Genomic DNA, 16781 nt, shown 5'->3' on the forward strand with positions numbered 1-16781 from the left:
ATTATAACTGAATTGCAAATATAGAATGAAATGTTGCATTCTCCAAGTTTGATAGTGTCTAAAATACACAAAGATTATGTTTTATTTCTAACTTTGTTTATAGTTCTTTGATAATCAATTCACAACAAGAATAGTTAATAAACAAAAAAAACAATATTTATAGTTCAATATTATTAGATAGTGTATTATTTACAATATCTTTGTACTCGAATAAAAAGGACGGTAATTTATTATTTAAATCAAAGTCTTCTTCTTTTTTTGAATAAAATCACGAAATTATAATTATTTACACAATGGCTATTGAATCAGAATCAAATCCAAATCGAATAAGTCAAGAAGCATTTGAAAGAGAGTTTTTGCCGACTCTATCCGTCGATTGTGCAATTTTTGGTTACGATGATAATAATTTACGCGTGTTGGTACGAAGAGAGTATATCCCGTTGGATGGAGATGTGCATTTAGAGTGGAAACTTCCGGGAAACCATGTGAAACGTACAGAAACAATATATGATACTGCTGCACGTATTCTCAAGGAACAAACGGGACTTGAAAATATCTATGTAAAACAGTTTTCAGTTTTCAGTGATCCTGAAAGGCTAAAGCGAAATCTGGTTGACTATGAGTGGGTTCGCCCTCGAATTGTGGATGATAGAGTTGTTACTGTTGGTTTTTATTCACTATTGAATATGAATGACATTGATAACAGCATGCTTATTGAGGACGCGAATTGGATGAATGCTTATGAAGTAGAACGCCTAATGTTCGACCACAACGAAATCTTTGAGGAAGCATTTAAGAAGCTAAGAAACGACTTATTGCACGACCCATTAGTGTTTGAATTACTTCCGGAAAAATTTACGCTCACTCAAATGCAGAAGTTGTATGAAACTATTTTCAATACAAACTACGATAAACGAAATTATCGTAGAAAGATCAATAAAATGGAATACCTTATTCCGTTAGATGAGTTTCAAACAGGCGTGTCTCACAAGCCAGCCAGATTGTATAGTTTTAATCGTGATATTTACGAAGAAACCCGTACAGAGCGATTTGATTTCCGAATGTAATTTATATTGACAGTTTATCTTTACCTTTAATCGTATTACTGAGTTTCATGATAAAGATGTAGGTAATTGGCAAAAGTGACAACGCGTTAGCCCATATTAATGGGGCATCGCGTAGCATAATTCCGTATACCAGCCACATTGTAATACACACAACTACAATGCAATACATTACAAGCGAAATACTGTGCGTGTCTTTTGATTTGAAAACTTTGATTGCCTGAGGAAATTGATTTAACACTGATAGTACAGAAGCAAAAAAACCGACGGTTTCAACAGAGGTCATATATTTATTTTTTTATTTAGGATATTTTTTATCCAATCGGTTCATAAGTAAATCCAAATTCTTGCATTTCGCTTTTATCGTAAATATTTCTGCCATCAAGTACCAAAACGCCTTTCATTGATTTTTTTACAACACCCCAGCTTGGCATACGAAACTCTTTCCACTCTGTTACCAGCATCAGCGCATCGGCATCCAATACAGCATCGTATATATCGTTGGCAAAGTATATCTTAGATGAATCAGTCTGAATCAAATCAGCCATTTTTGAGTGAACGATTTGTTTTGCTTCATGCATTGCTACCGGATCAAAAGCACGCACTTTACAGCCAGCCTGAAGTAGTTTCTCAATTAGCACCAGCGATGGTGCTTCACGCATATCATCTGTGTTTGGTTTAAACGATAATCCCCAGATAGCAATGGTTTTACCTGCCAGATCTGATTTAAAGTGTTTTTCCAACTTGTGGAATAATACTTGTTTTTGGTAAGCATTTACGTTTTCAACGGCTTTAAGCACGCGTAAATCATATCCGTTTTTATCGGCAGTTTGAATTAAAGCCTTCACATCTTTTGGAAAACATGATCCGCCATAGCCACAGCCGGCATATAAGAATTTTCCTCCAATCCGTTGATCGGTACCTATTCCCTTACGCACCATATTAATGTCTGCTCCTACAAGTTCGCATAAATTGGCCATATCATTCATGAAACTTATACGTGTAGCCAACATTGCATTGGCAGCATATTTAGTCATTTCGGCCGAAAGTATATCCATGAAAATAACTCGGAAATTGTTCAGTAGAAATGGCCTGTAAAGCTTAGTAATTAATTCTTTTGCTTTTTCACTTTCAACACCCACCACCACTCTGTCCGGACTCATGAAATCTTTAATGGCATCTCCTTCTTTTAAAAATTCAGGGTTTGAAGCTACGTCGAAATCTATAGAAACACCGCGTTTATCTAATTCAGTTTGTATAGTTTGACGAACTAACGATGCCGTTCCAACCGGAACTGTGCTTTTAGTAACGAGCAAAATATACTGCTGCATGTTTTGTCCAATAGTACGTGCTACTTCAAGCACGTATTGTAAATCTGCGCTACCATCAGCATCGGGCGGAGTGCCTACAGCGCTAAAAACAACCTGAATGTCGTTTAAAACAGATGTCAGATTTGTTGTAAAATGCAATCTTTCAGCTTTTACATTTCGCAAAACCATGTCTTCGAGGCCTGGTTCATAAATAGGAATGATACCCTTAATCAAATTGTTGATTTTGTTGGCATCAATATCAACACAAGTCACATCAACGCCCATTTCGGCGAAACAAGTTCCGGAAACCAAACCGACATAGCCGGTTCCAACGATAGCTATCTTCATTTAAAAAAATACTTATATTAATGCGGATACTGTGAATTATTCATTTATATACACAGATACTACTCTTCTGATTCCTTCTTCCAGCGAAATTTTTGGTTCCCAGCCTAAGCTTTTTAGTTTTGATACATCCATTAACTTCCGCGGAGTTCCATCAGGTTTTGTGCTATCCCAGATTATTTCACCAGAATAACCAACTGTTTTTTGAACAATTTTCGATAATTTTTTAATTGATAAATCTTCTCCACAGCCGGCATTAACGTGCGATGGGGTTGTGTCAGGAGCATCGTAATTCATTAGTAAAAATATGCTTGATGCAGCCATATCATCTACGTGTAAGAATTCACGCATCGGTGATCCTGTACCCCACAAAGTAATTGAGACTTTATTGTTCATGGATGATATTCCGTATTTCTCAAGTATCTTAAGTATTTCTTCATCGCCAAATGATCCGTTTATGCCTTCAATAGGTAGTTTGTTTAAGTCTGCACGCAGCTTGTCCCATGCATTTTCCATTAAACATTTTCCTAAATACATTTTTCTGATTAAAGCCGGCAAAACATGCGATTTCTCCAAATCATAATTGTCATTTTGCCCGTATAAATTGGTAGGCATAATGGAAATAAAGTTACAGCCATATTGAGCGTGATATGCCTCACACATTTTTATTCCTGCAATTTTGGCTATTGCATAAGGCTCATTGGTTGACTCTAGAATTCCTGTGAGTAATGCATCCTCGCGCATTGGCTGTTCAGCCATTCTGGGGTATATACAAGATGAACCCAAAAATAGAAGTTTCTTTACACCGTTCAGATAGCTTTGATGAATAACGTGATTTTGAATCATCAGGTTTTCATAAATGAATTGCGCTCGGTAGGTGTTATTGGCTACAATTCCACCAACTTTGGCAGCTGCCAGTACCACATATTCCGGCTTTTCCTGTGCAAAAAAGCTGGCAACAGATTCTTCGCTGAGTAAATTGAGTTGTTCCTTTGAGCGGGTAATTATATTGGAGAAACCATTACTTTCAAGATTTCGTTTTATTGCAGAGCCTACCATGCCGTTATGACCGGCAATGTATATCTTTGAATTTTTGTCCATGAAATTAAATTTAAAGAGACAAGTATTAACTTGTCTCTACTGTACTATGTTTTATTCAAAATAATTTAAAACTCTGAATCCACCGTCTTTCAGATAAGTTTCTTTTTTCATTAGCTTTACATCCGAAATCATCATATCTTCTACCAATGCTTTCAGATCATATTCAGGAGTCCAGTTTAATTTGGTTCGGGATTTAGTAGCATCGCCAATCAGCAAATCAACTTCGGTAGGGCGGAAATAATTAGCATCTACTTCAACTACCGGTTCTTTTACTGCTAAGATAGCATCTAAAAACTCGGCCCCTACAGTTTTTGTAAATACATCTTTATCAACACTGCCGATATACCCTTTTTCGTCGATACCTTCACCTTTAAATTCAATTTTAATACCGATTTCCGCAAAAGCCATCCGTACAAATTCTCTTACTTCAGTTGTTATTCCTGTTGCTATAACGTAATCGCTTGGCTCGTCTTGTTGTAAGATGAGGTACATAGCGCGTACATAATCTTTTGCATGCCCCCAGTCACGTTTTGATGATAGATTACCTAAGAACAGTTTATTTTGCATACCCATTGCTATACGAGCAGCTGCACGGGTTATCTTACGGGTTACGAAAGTTTCACCGCGTAAGGGAGATTCATGATTAAACAGAATTCCATTGCTAGCGTGAATATTATATGCTTCGCGATAGTTCACTGTAATCCAGTATGCATACATTTTTGCAACAGCATAAGGAGAGCGAGGGTAGAAGGGGGTTGTTTCTTTTTGAGGTACTTCCTGCACCAGTCCGTATAATTCTGAAGTAGAAGCCTGATAGATACGAGTCTTTTTAGTCAGATTAAGCAATCTTACAGCTTCGAGAATACGTAAAGTACCTATTCCATCTGCATTGGCTGTATATTCAGGTGTGTCAAAACTTACTTTTACATGGCTCATAGCTGCTAGATTGTAAATTTCATCAGGTTGAGTTTCCTGAATAATTCTTGTAAGGTTCATGGAATCTGTCATGTCTCCATAGTGCAAAACCAGATTTCGGTCATCCACGTGTGGATCCTGATACAAATGGTCAATACGATCAGTGTTGAAAAGTGAAGAACGACGTTTCAATCCATGTACGGTATAACCTTTTTTCAACAATAACTCGGCTAAGTAAGCGCCGTCTTGTCCTGTAATTCCTGTAATAAGAGCAACTTTTTTCATCTAAAATTCGGGTATTAATTAATTATTTCATTTAGCTGTTTAAATGAGTAACATAGACTAATTCTATTTTGTTCAGATTATATTTCGGTATCATCCTGATAGTAGTGGAAATATTTCTCGGCATCACCTTTTTTCTTCTTAGAGGTGTACCCGTAGCTAAACCCAAACAGATAAGCGTATTTATATAATTTATATTTAGTGTATTTGCTTTCATCATCCAGTACATCGTTTAAGACAGTGTATAATTGAGGTATATTGTCCAGCTTCAATTGAGCGCATAGTTTTTTAAAGAATGTCTTATTTGTTTTCCCGTTACGAACAACAAAAAGATTGACATCAGAATGTTGTGCTAATGAATAAGCATCTGTAACCATACCTATCGGGCTGGAGTCAACTATAATAAAGTCATATCGGGTGCGTAACTCTTCGAACATTTTACCTAATTTTTCGGAACGAATTAATTCTCCGGGATTAGGCGGAATTGATCCTGCAGGTAGAATGTCAAAATCAACTTTCGGTAATTTTAAAATGATCTCATCCAATGCGCATTGACCGACCAGATAATTGGTGACTCCAAGTGGGTGCACAATATTGAATCGTTGATTTACACTCGGCTTCCGAATATCCATATCCACCAAAATAGTTTTCTTACTGGCCATTGCATAAACGGAGGCCAGATTGATTGAAAAATATGTTTTACCATCTCCAGATTCGGTAGATGTGGTCATTACTATTATGTTAGTTTTACGCTGTACTATAAATTCTATACGCGTTCGAATAATTCTGAACATCTCGGTGTATGCAGATCGTGGATTTTTGGAAACAACCAGAGGATCGGTACTTTTTGTATGTCTGACAGCCCCAATAAGTGGGAAAACAGAATTCTTTTCTACGTCTTTGGTGGAGTGTACAGTATTATTTAGTAATTCAATTAATATTACAATAAAAGTTGGAATCAAAAGCCCAAATAGAAGAAATACCATTGTGGTTTTCGACCTTTTGTCGGAATTAGTAACTCCCACTATACGCGCTTTATCCAGAATGTCATTGTCCGGTGTATTTGATGCTTTGAGGATTTCAGATTCAGCACGTTTTTGCAAAAAGAAAGTGTAATAGTTGTCATCCATTTTGTATTTACGCTGGATAGCAATTTGTTCAAGCTCTTTTTCCGGCAATTCTTCAATTTGTTTGTTTACAACAGACAGGCGTTTATTGAAATCCGATTTCTCTATTTCAAGTGAAGCGCGCATGCTTTTTATTACTTCCAGGATAGTCAATTTGGAAGTTTCAATCTGTTTTGTAAACTTGGCATAGTACGGGTTTGCTTCTGTTAAGTCAGAGCGTTGATTGTACAAATCGTTTACTTGTTCGACAAGTTTCATTAACATCGGTTCGCTCAACCCCAAACTAGAAGGTGCAACAATTGCTCCATCTTCTAAATTGGTTTTTAAATATTTAGTCAAATAAGTAAGATAGTCTTCTCTTAGTTTAAGTTCTGCTTGCTGTCCATCATATTTTGTTGCTTTGCCCAATAAATCACTAGTATGACTTGATACGTCAACAATCTTATTGCTTTGTCGGAAATTAGTCATCTGACTCTCCGAGGTTGTCAGCGATTTTGATACACCTTTTAATTGCTCATCTATAAACTGGATAGTTTTATTTGCAGCATCGTTCTTTCTACTCAGATTATCAGCAAGAAAAGTTTCACAGAGTTTATTTATAAAGTCAATATCCCTGTCAGGTGTGTCACTCACGAAATTAATTCGTAAAACAGATGACCCTTCAGTTACATAGCTGGTGCTGAAGCGGGAAATAAAATCATTTACGAGAGATTCTTTGGTTCTGAATTTGAAATACATTTCTGTATTTCCCATATATTTATTTACATTATGTACAGTCAGGAAAAATAAATTATGCTGCAACGGACGTCCATATCTTCCATTTATCTGAAATTTACTAAACAAATTTTTGTCATCAACAGAAATTGTATAGGATCCGTTAGAGTGTAGTTTGATTTTGAAAAGTACCCCGTAAGCTTCAGGGGCAATATAATCTGTTTGAATGATTATAGGAGTTGTTTTGTATAAATTTCGGGTTTTAAAACTTCCTTTGGATATATAATCTACTTTTAAGAAAGGCAAACTATCCACAACCTTGCTGAATAAGTCGTTAGACCCCAACATAATAATTTGATTTTTTGCGTTTTTGTATCCCGATTGAATCCCAAATCCTTGCATTAGGGCCTGAGAGCTATTGGCGTTGGACGAGCGGTTTTCATCTATCAATACCCTTCCTTCAGTTTGAAAAGTTGGCAACCAAGACCTGTTTTCAATGTAGGCTAATCCCAATGAAAGAATAATCCCAATGACAAACAAGTACCAGTTGTTCAGGAAATAGGAAACCCATTCCATGATGTCAAAACCGGATTCCTCCTCACTATTAAATGGTTTTTCTAAATTAAACTTGTCCATCTGGTTGGTTCATTAAGTGAAACAAATGATTGTAAATTACTTTTTGTAGTTTAAAACTCCAAACAATAAGGATAATGAGAAATTGATAACGCTAAGTAAAGTCGCATAATTATTGACTTTATAGAAGCTCGAAGAATCTCTTTGTACGTAAATAATATCATTCGGGTAAATATAATAGTACTTAGAATCAATTAAACTTTTAGGGCGTATATCAAAATCCAGCACTTCGGTTCCTTTTTCAGATTCTCGAATAATCCTGACATGCTTTCTATCGCTGGTTTCGCTGAAATCTCCGGACATAGAGAGAGCCTGAAAAATAGTTAGTTTTTCTTTGTAAATAGGAAATATACCTGAGCCTGCATCGCCAAATATTGTGAAAGTTTTGTTTGCCAGACTGAGTTTGACAACCGCATCGGCCATGAGTTTTTTAAATCGGTTTTCTATAACAGTTGTTGCTTCATCTAGCGTTAGCCCAGCCACAGGAATGTGAGAAATAAAAGGTAAATCTATTGTGCCATCGGTGTAAACTCTGTACGAAATTTGATTTTGAGAAGAGTTTCCTCCGTTTGATCCAATGACCTTTGAGATTGTTTGATCAGAAGTTATTAAGCGGTATGTTATCTCGTCATTGACTTGAATCTTATAATTTTTATAACCGGATTTATCATATACAGGTAAGGCGCGGTCATTTTCCTGCAACAAACGCAATTTTTGATAATTGTAGCACGACGAAAGCGTGAACAATACCAAAACCAAAACCAGTATATTTTTTTTATTTCTCATGTTGCATTGAATCAGAATTTGACCGATATAGTATTTACAACGATTAAATTCTATTTAAAGCTTTTATAAACAAAGTAACCCAATGAATATGTTGTGATTATAGTGGATAAAGCTGCCCAAAATGTAGATACTCCGAAAAATTGTTGCTTCATTGGTTGAAGAAAAATCACATCGTCAGGCTCCAGATAATAAAACTCAGAATTGATTATACTGGCACTCCGAAGGTCAAAGCTTTTAATTTGATTGCCGTTTTCTGTTACACGCAAAATTCGGACTTTACTTCGATCTGCATAATAACTTAAATCGCCGGCCATGGCAAGTGCTTGATAAACATTTACTTTCTCTTTTGGGAATGGGAAACGACCAGATTTTCCGGAACCGATAATGCTGAAAGTACGACCTACCATTCTGACATCAACAGAGCTTTCAGAATCAACAGAATTGGCTTTGTGAATAGATTTTATTGCTTGTTCCAAACTCTCTTTTGTTTCTCGGATGGTTTTTCCTTTTACGCTTAAATCGCCTATTAATGGGAACTTTATATTGCCATCAGGCTTCACTAGGTAGGTGTATAAATCCATATTTTCTGATGATCCGGTCATCATTTGCATGCCGGTATTTCCGGCTCCATTAAATAATGTATTCGTTTTTTCGTCGGTGGAATAAACCTGAATAAACAAACGATCACCTTCTTTTAGCCGGTAGTCCTTGTAAGAAATGGTGTCTTTATAAGTTTGTACGTTGTTTTTGGGAGATTGTAAATAATTCAATTGGTGCGTTGTAATACACGAAGTTAGCTGTAGAGCCAACATCATGAAGAGTAAAATCCGGGTAAGCGATTTTCGCATCATTTAATTTGAATTGATAATTTTCAAGCAAAGATATACAAAATGTGTAAAATAACTGCAAAAATCTAAGAAAATGAAGACTGGCAATAAATTTATTTAGCGGGTTAAAACAAGTTATAGTTATGTTTTTAAATGAAGTTGATGACAAAATAATTAAACTTTGTTTATTGCATGTACGTTTGTTCTATTGAAATATGAAATTGGTACTTTAAGAAAAATCGATTAATTTTGTCGGGAATAAGCTTTGGAAGGATTTTTCTCATATCCAGATTAAGCTTGTTTTTATATAAAACTCCGAATAACATACCTAGAAAAAGAAAGATGCGAAAATTATATCAAAGCTTAATTTTACTGATGCTTTTTGTTTTGCTCGTTTCGTGTAGTGAACGACGCAAACAAGAGAAGCAAGCTGATGAGCGTTTAAAGCGAATCGAAACACTTATAAAAGCGAATTCGTTGAATGCGGCCAAAATCGAAATTGATAGTATTCATCTCCTGTATCCTCGGCTAGTGGATAAGCGACGTATAGCAGCTGCATTTGCAGATACAATTGCCTATATAGAAAGTACCCGAAATCTGGCGTATTGTGACAGCATTTTACCAATCAAACAGCGTGAGTCGGATTCTATTCAAAAAAACTTTCGTTTCGAAAAAGATTTAAAATATCAGGACGTAGGTAATTATATCTACAAAACCCAACAGACCGAAAGTAATATCAGCAGGACTTATCTGAAATCTTATGTAGATGAAAATGCTGACATTTATCTTGTTAGTAATTATTATGGCGCAAAAATAGAACAAACATCGCTGGAAGCTTCGGTTAATGATTTGTTTGCGCATACCGATACTCTTGAAATAACCAATCCTGCATATCATGGTTACAGTGATGGAGGTCTGCATTGGGAAACACTGACTTTTAAAAATAATGCCGATAAAGGTGTTGCGGCTTTTATTGCTCAAAATGCTACTTCCAAAATAAAAATAACCTTGTATGGCAAAAGAACGTATGTTTACAATTTAGCTGAAACCGATAAAAATGCAATTGTAGAAACTTATCATTTGTGGAAAGTAAAAAAGGATGTTGTTAATCTACAAAAGGAAGTGAAGAAGGCCAAAGCCATAATTGCCAGGATAAATAGTGATAAGCAAAATAAGTAATCTGAATAATCGATATAAACTAAGTTGAAAAAAATAATATGAAAAAAATATTTCAAATACTGTTAGTTGGCTTGCTGTTTAGTACAGTGGCTTTAGCACAAAAATCCGCTAATGTTGAAATAGTAGAGCTTAATGCTAAAAGTTTTAAGGAAAAAGTCTGGAATTTTGATAAAGATAAATCATTTAAACGAATTGGGAATCTGCCAATTATTCTTGATTTCCATGCTACTTGGTGTGGACCATGTAAAATACTGTCTCCGCATTTACAGCTTATACAAAATAAGTATAAAGGAAAACTTATAGTGTATAAGATTGATGTTGATAAAGACCCAGAGTTGGCTCAGCGCTTTAAAGTGAATGCTATGCCTACAATGATTTTTATCGGAATGAAAGATAAATATAAGCCTGAAGTAGGATACAGTGGAGATTATAGTGAGCTTGAAAAAATGGTGAAAACGAACTTGTCGTTGAATTAAATTCTATTTTGTCAGTGTCTCCAGAAATAATTCCATAAGTCTTGATACTGCAAAATTATCTAACTCACTTATTGGAATTTGTTTTAGCTCTGATAATCCTGTGGGCAATTCGGCTAAACTGATTGTAATAAACTGCGCATATATAACCCGATGACTCAGAACATGTTTCATCGGGTTTGATATTTTTGAAATGGTTATATTGTTGACTTTTTCAAATAGAGAATTGCTAAATTGATTGTCGATCAGTTCTTTGTCAGTCAGTAAATGATTTGATTCAATCAGTGGAAACTCCCATAAGTTTTGCCACACATCTTTCTGCGTTCGCTTTTGGATAAATGTATTTCCTTGATATTCAATAAACAAATAGTTGAAGTATCTGCTCGTTACTTTTGTTTTTTGAGATTTTATTGGCAAGTTGTTTATATTGTTGTTTTGTAAAGATTTACAAAAAGTATTCAAAGGACACTTCACACAATCCGGTAGACCTGGTGTACATTGCAAAGCTCCAAATTCCATTATAGCCTGATTATGCAGCCCCGGCTGTTGAGTTGGTAGTAAGTTTTGCGCCAATTCGGCAAATTCTTTCTGACCGGAGCCTGTATCAATGGGTGTTTCTATTCCAAACAAACGAGATAAAACCCTATACACATTTCCATCTACAACGGCATATGGCTGATTGTAGGCGAATGAGCAAATAGCTGCGGCCGTATAAACTCCAATTCCGGCTAGTTTAAGGATGTCAGCGTGTAGTTTCGGAAACTCACCCTCAAAGTCCGAAACAATTTTCTTGGCTGCTTTGTGTAAATTTCTTGCTCGGGTGTAATATCCTAATCCTTGCCAATACTTAAGCACCTCATCTTCATCAGCTACGGCAAGTGTTTTTACCGTAGGAAATCGTTCTATAAATCGCAGATAGTAACTCATTCCCTGATTTACACGTGTTTGCTGTAATATAATTTCGGATATCCATATTTTATAGGGATCAGTAATCTCTCGCCATGGTAAATCACGTTTATTTTCTATGTACCATTTGGTTAGTATGTTGGATATTTGAGATAAAGCGTCTGTAGTATTATTCATTTTTGTAAATTATGTATAAAAATACCCTTTTATTGGTATTGCTGATAGAATTAATTATTCTGAACTTTGCCGGCAAAGGTAAGGGGTTGTATTCAACACTCAAAATGGAAATTATTAAAACCGTCCAAATTTTAATTCTATGATTTGTTAGTATTCTTAAATTGGGAGGATAACTGACTTTGAAAATGTATTGTTGACATTAATGAACTATACTGATGGGGCACTTATTTTGATTCGAATTATGAATTATTATGCACTTCTAACCCGATTCGAAATCATTTCATTTAATTAGTGACACTTTCGATTTATAACATTTTAGCTGTTGTTCTTCTTTAATGCCTGGACATTGAAGAATGCTATATTCGGAAATCAAATAGGGTGAAACAAGTATTTGATTTAAAGGATTGTAAATGTCGTGGAATAAGTCTCTGAGATCTCAAAACTGTTTCTGATACAATATTAATAGGCAGTGAATATAATATTGTATAGAGGGAATTTAGGTTTGCTCATGATAAAGAAATTACAGATTAAAAAAGGGCTGTCTAAATAAAAAAAATCGCTGTTTAGGAGAAAAAAAAGACTGCAATTGTTTTTTAATCAGAATAAAAGCAATATATTTGCAGTCCGTTTGAATAAAAAAAAGGAAATATCATTATTAACTAACTTATAAAAAATTACTGAAATGACTAAGGCAGACATCGTAAATGAAATTGCTAAAAATACAGGTATTGACAAGGTTACTGTATTGACAACTGTTGAAGCTTTTATGGAAACTGTAAAAGACTCACTATCTAAAAATGAAAACGTGTATTTAAGAGGTTTTGGTAGCTTTGTTATCAAACAACGTGCTGAAAAAACTGCCCGTAATATCTCAAAAAATACTACAATCATTATTCCAGCTCACAACATTCCTTCATTCAAACCTGCTAAAACTTTCGTGAGCGTAGTAAAATAATTTTTTTTATACATATAACTAATTCAATTTAAGATGCCAAGCGGTAAAAAAAGAAAACGACATAAAATGTCGACTCACAAGAGGAAAAAAAGACTAAGAAAGAACAGACACAAAAAGAAATAAGTCTTAATGGTCTTTAGTGATAAAGTCCAAGAAAACAAACTTATAAGCGTAAATCTTGGCTTTAAGTTTGTTTTTTTTTAAAACAACTTAATCAAAAATAATAAAAAGTGAATAGCGAACTAGTAGTAGATGTAAAGACATCCGAAATTTCTATTGCGCTGCTCGAGGACAAACGCCTTGTAGAACTTAACCAGGAGGGACGTGAAGAACAGTTCGCCGTGGGAAATATCTACTTGGGAAGGGTAAAAAAAATAATGCCCGGTTTAAATGCAGCCTTTGTGGACGTAGGTTACGACAAAGACGCTTTTCTACATTATCTTGATTTAGGTTCCAATTTCAACACCCTTACACAATTTACAACGCAGGCGTTGAGCGACCGTAAAAAAACGCCTGCCATTCAAAAAACAAAACTGCAACCGGAAATTGAGAAGAACGGTTCAATTAATGACATTTTAAAACCGGGACAGGATATATTGGTACAAGTTACCAAAGAGCCTATCTCTACTAAAGGTCCAAGATTGACTGCGGAAATATCTATTGCAGGCAGATTTTTAGTTCTGATTCCGTTTGCCGACAAAGTGTCGGTATCTCAGAAGATAAAAACAGAAGAAGAACGACAAAGACTCAAACAGCTGATTCAAAGCATTAAACCCAAAGGTTTTGGTGTTATTGTACGAACGGTTGCAGAGGAAAAAAAAGTAGCTGAACTCGATAATGAGTTGAAGATTTTGGTAAAACGCTGGGAAGAAGCTGTAATCAAAACACAACAAACAAAAGGAGTTTCGCTGATTTTAGAAGAATTAGGTCGCACGGTAGGAATAATTAGAGATTTATTCAGCCCAAGTTTTAAGCATATTCATATCAACGATCAGGCAGTTTTTGCAGAAGTACGGGATTATGTCAATCTGATAGCTCCCGATCGTAAAGATATTGTTAAGCTGTATCAGGATGAATTGCCTATTTATGATAGTTTTGGTATAACCAAGCAAATTAAATCAGCTTTTGGTAAAACCGTATCGTTTAAAAATGGCGCGTATCTGATAATTGAGCACACTGAAGCCCTGCATGTGGTTGACGTTAACAGCGGAAACCGATCAAAAGCGGGTAACGGACAAGAAGACAATGCCCTTGATGTGAATTTAGCTGCAGCCGACGAAATAGCCCGTCAACTTCGCTTGCGCGATATGGGAGGCATTATCGTGGTTGACTTTATTGATATGCATGAGACAGAGAACCGTCAGAAATTATTCGACAGAATGCGTGAGAACATGGCCAATGACAGAGCCAAGCACAATATTCTACCATTGAGTAAATTCGGGTTATTGCAGATGACGCGACAAAGAGTTCGCCCGGTTATACATATTGATATTGAAGAAACTTGTCCGACGTGTTTCGGACATGGTAAAACTAAACCATCGATCTTGTTTACAGATCAGTTGGAGAGTAAAATAGATTATTTAGTAAACAAATTATTAATTAAAGAATTCACATTGCATATCCACCCCTACGTAGATGCCTATATCTCTAAAGGTTTATTCTCGATGAAGTGGCAATGGAAACGTAAATTTGGAAAAGGTTGTAAGGTAATAGCTGCTCAAAAACTAGGCTTCTTACAATACAAATTTTACGACAAAAAGGGAAATGAAATTGACCTACAAGAAGAAATAGAAAAAATATCGTAACTATTCAATACTAAATCAGGCTAACCGAAATGGTTAGCCTGATTTTTTTGTATGTGTGTAGCAGTCTGATTCGAAATAAAAATGGCTGTCAGGATTTCCTGACAGCCATTCAATTATATAAAGGATAGAATTAAGCTTCTGGAGCTACTTCAGGAGTAGTTTCAGCTGCTGCAGGTGCATCGGCAGCTTTTGCTTTCTTTTCTTTCTTAGCAGCCTTTTCAGCAGCTAAATCCATTTTGTCTTTCAAGTCAGACAAAGACTGGATATCACCCAGTGTAGTTTTTTCAGCAGCAGGAGTTGCTGAAGCTACAACAGTTTCTTCTTTCTTAGCACGTTTTGGAGCAGCTTTTTTAGCAGGAGCTTCTACAGCTGTTGCAGTAGATTCACCTTTTTCTGCACGTTTAGCATCTTCATGAATGCGGCTGTGTGAAAGAATGATACGTTTAGCATCTTTGTTGAATTCAATAACTTTGAAAGCTAATTTTTCATCAACCTGAGCTTGTGATCCGTCTTCTTTTACCAAGTGTTTTGGAGTAGCAAAACCTTCAACACCATAAGGCAATGAAATTACAGAACCTTTGTCTAACATTTCAACGATAACACCTTCGTGAACGCTGTCAACGGTAAACATAGTTTCCAAAACATCCCATGGGTTTTCTTCCAATTGTTTGTGGCCTAAGCTCAAACGACGGTTTGCTTTGTCGATTTCAAGAACCTGAACATCAATTTCGGCACCTATTTGAGTAAATTCAGATGGGTGTTTTACTTTTTTAGTCCATGAAAGATCTGAAATGTGAATCAATCCATCAACGCCTTCTTCGATTTCAACAAAAACACCGAAGTTAGTGAAGTTACGAACTTTAGCTACATGTTTAGTTCCAAGAGCGTAGCGAGTTTCGATATTATCCCAAGGATCAGATTTTAGTTGTTTGATACCTAAAGACATTTTGCGTTCGTCACGATCTAAAGTAAGAATTACTGTTTCTACTTCGTCTCCAACTTTCAAGAAGTCCTGAGCAGAGCGTAAGTGTTGTGACCAGCTCATTTCAGAAACGTGGATTAAACCTTCAACACCGGCAGCAATTTCAACAAATGCACCATAGTCGGCCATAACCACTACTTTACCTTTTACTTTGTCGCCAACTTTAAGATCTGCACTCAAAGCATCCCATGGGTGAGCAGAAAGTTGTTTCAAGCCCAAAGCGATACGTTTTTTCTCATCATCGAAGTCAAGAATAACAACGTTGAGTTTTTGATCCAATGTAACGATTTCTTCAGGGTGAGAAACACGTCCCCATGAAAGGTCGGTGATGTGGATTAAACCGTCTACGCCGCCAAGGTCAATGAATACTCCGTAAGAAGTGATATTCTTAACAGTTCCTTCAAGAACCTGACCTTTTTGAAGTTTACCGATAATTTCTTTTTTCTGTAATTCAAGTTCAGCTTCGATAAGAGCTTTGTGAGATACAACAACGTTTTTAAATTCGTGGTTGATTTTGATAACCTTGAATTCCATTGTTTTATTTACAAATACATCGTAGTCGCGGATTGGTTTCACGTCGATTTGTGATCCTGGCAAGAATGCTTCGATTCCGAATACGTCTACGATCATACCACCTTTGGTGCGGCATTTTACGAAACCTTTTACGATTTCTTGTGATTCCAAAGCTGCATTTACACGATCCCATGAGCGGGTTGCACGAGCTTGTTTGTGAGAAAGGATTAATTGTCCTTTTTTGTCTTCCTGGCTTTCGATGTAAACTTCTACTTTGTCGCCAACGGCTAAATCAGGGTTGTAGCGGAATTCGCTCATTGGCACAACGCCATCTGATTTGTAACCTACGTTTACAACTACTTCGCGTTTGTTGATTAAAATAACTGTACCTTCAACAACCTCTTTGTCTTTGATAGCATTCAGAGTATTGTCGTAAATTTTTTCTAAATCTTCTTTAGCCGAGTCGGTTAATGTGATTCCTTTTTCGTAAGCATCCCAGTCAAAATCACCTGCTGGTACGGGTGCAGGAGCTTTTACTTTAGCTGTTGGTGCTTCTTCGATAACTTCTACTACAGGAGCTTCTTCCGCTGCAGCAGGAGTTTCTACAACTGCTTGTGTTTCTTCAATTACTGTTTCTTCCACTGTTGGAATTACTTCCTCAGTGATGTTTTTGTTTTCTTCCATTTC

At 36.0% G+C, this 16781-nt stretch carries 14 protein-coding genes; 5 read left to right on the forward strand and 9 right to left on the reverse strand.

All coding sequences use genetic code 11. From position 1 onward, the window contains the following. Positions 1 to 293: 293 nt before the first annotated feature. Complete coding sequence (locus PALPR_RS01240; RefSeq protein WP_013443776.1) at positions 294 to 1067, forward strand: NrtR DNA-binding winged helix domain-containing protein; 774 nt, start codon at positions 294 to 296, stop codon at positions 1065 to 1067. 1 nt (position 1068) lies between these two features. On the opposite strand, the gene PALPR_RS01245 is transcribed toward PALPR_RS01240, so the two are convergent. The 7 genes from PALPR_RS01245 to PALPR_RS01275 form a co-directional block, all read right to left on the reverse strand. Then, on the reverse strand, positions 1069 to 1350 hold the full coding sequence (locus PALPR_RS01245) for a SemiSWEET family sugar transporter (RefSeq protein WP_013443777.1): 282 nt from the start codon (positions 1348 to 1350) through the stop codon (positions 1069 to 1071). Between the two features lie 28 nt (positions 1351 to 1378). Beyond that, entirely contained in the window at positions 1379 to 2722 is a 1344-nt protein-coding gene (locus PALPR_RS01250) for a UDP-glucose dehydrogenase family protein (protein WP_013443778.1), read from the reverse strand. 36 nt (positions 2723 to 2758) lie between these two features. Further along, positions 2759 to 3820 carry a GDP-L-fucose synthase family protein gene (locus PALPR_RS01255; RefSeq protein ID WP_013443779.1) on the reverse strand — a complete coding sequence of 354 codons (1062 nt, stop codon included), beginning with the start codon at positions 3818 to 3820 and terminating at the stop codon, positions 2759 to 2761. Between the two features lie 51 nt (positions 3821 to 3871). Then, positions 3872 to 5020 carry a GDP-mannose 4,6-dehydratase gene (gene gmd / locus PALPR_RS01260; RefSeq protein WP_013443780.1) on the reverse strand — a complete coding sequence of 383 codons (1149 nt, stop codon included), beginning with the start codon at positions 5018 to 5020 and terminating at the stop codon, positions 3872 to 3874. A 77-nt stretch (positions 5021 to 5097) separates the two neighbouring features. Then, positions 5098 to 7494 carry a GumC family protein gene (locus PALPR_RS01265; RefSeq protein WP_013443781.1) on the reverse strand — a complete coding sequence of 799 codons (2397 nt, stop codon included), beginning with the start codon at positions 7492 to 7494 and terminating at the stop codon, positions 5098 to 5100. A 36-nt stretch (positions 7495 to 7530) separates the two neighbouring features. After that, positions 7531 to 8277 carry a polysaccharide biosynthesis/export family protein gene (locus PALPR_RS01270; RefSeq protein WP_013443782.1) on the reverse strand — a complete coding sequence of 249 codons (747 nt, stop codon included), beginning with the start codon at positions 8275 to 8277 and terminating at the stop codon, positions 7531 to 7533. 50 nt (positions 8278 to 8327) lie between these two features. Next, positions 8328 to 9128: a polysaccharide biosynthesis/export family protein gene (locus tag PALPR_RS01275; protein WP_041620109.1), complete on the reverse strand. Its 801-nt coding sequence runs from the start codon at positions 9126 to 9128 to the stop codon at positions 8328 to 8330. Positions 9129 to 9446: 318 nt separating this feature from the next. Between PALPR_RS01275 and PALPR_RS01280 the strand changes: the two genes are divergently transcribed. Both PALPR_RS01280 and PALPR_RS01285 read left to right on the forward strand, forming a co-directional pair. Continuing rightward, positions 9447 to 10283: a hypothetical protein gene (locus PALPR_RS01280; protein ID WP_013443784.1), complete on the forward strand. Its 837-nt coding sequence runs from the start codon at positions 9447 to 9449 to the stop codon at positions 10281 to 10283. 38 nt (positions 10284 to 10321) lie between these two features. Beyond that, positions 10322 to 10759 carry a thioredoxin family protein gene (locus PALPR_RS01285; RefSeq protein WP_013443785.1) on the forward strand — a complete coding sequence of 146 codons (438 nt, stop codon included), beginning with the start codon at positions 10322 to 10324 and terminating at the stop codon, positions 10757 to 10759. A gap of 3 nt (positions 10760 to 10762) precedes the next feature. Here the strand turns inward: PALPR_RS01285 and mutY are convergent, their stop codons facing one another. After that, positions 10763 to 11839, reverse strand: a complete 1077-nt coding sequence (gene mutY / locus PALPR_RS01290; RefSeq protein WP_013443786.1) for an A/G-specific adenine glycosylase — start codon at positions 11837 to 11839, stop codon at positions 10763 to 10765. Positions 11840 to 12521: 682 nt separating this feature from the next. On the opposite strand from mutY, the gene PALPR_RS01295 reads away from it, so the two are divergent. After that, positions 12522 to 12794 (forward strand): HU family DNA-binding protein, encoded by a 273-nt coding sequence (locus PALPR_RS01295; protein WP_013443788.1) that lies wholly within the window; start codon positions 12522 to 12524, stop codon positions 12792 to 12794. Between the two features lie 230 nt (positions 12795 to 13024). After that, positions 13025 to 14599 carry an Rne/Rng family ribonuclease gene (locus PALPR_RS01300; protein ID WP_013443789.1) on the forward strand — a complete coding sequence of 525 codons (1575 nt, stop codon included), beginning with the start codon at positions 13025 to 13027 and terminating at the stop codon, positions 14597 to 14599. 130 nt (positions 14600 to 14729) lie between these two features. Here PALPR_RS01300 and rpsA read toward each other — a convergent pair whose 3' ends face one another. Further along, positions 14730 to 16778: a 30S ribosomal protein S1 gene (rpsA, locus tag PALPR_RS01305; protein ID WP_013443791.1), complete on the reverse strand. Its 2049-nt coding sequence runs from the start codon at positions 16776 to 16778 to the stop codon at positions 14730 to 14732. Positions 16779 to 16781 lie beyond the last annotated feature (3 nt).

Source organism: Paludibacter propionicigenes WB4 (assembly GCF_000183135.1).
Taxonomy (GTDB): domain Bacteria; phylum Bacteroidota; class Bacteroidia; order Bacteroidales; family Paludibacteraceae; genus Paludibacter; species Paludibacter propionicigenes.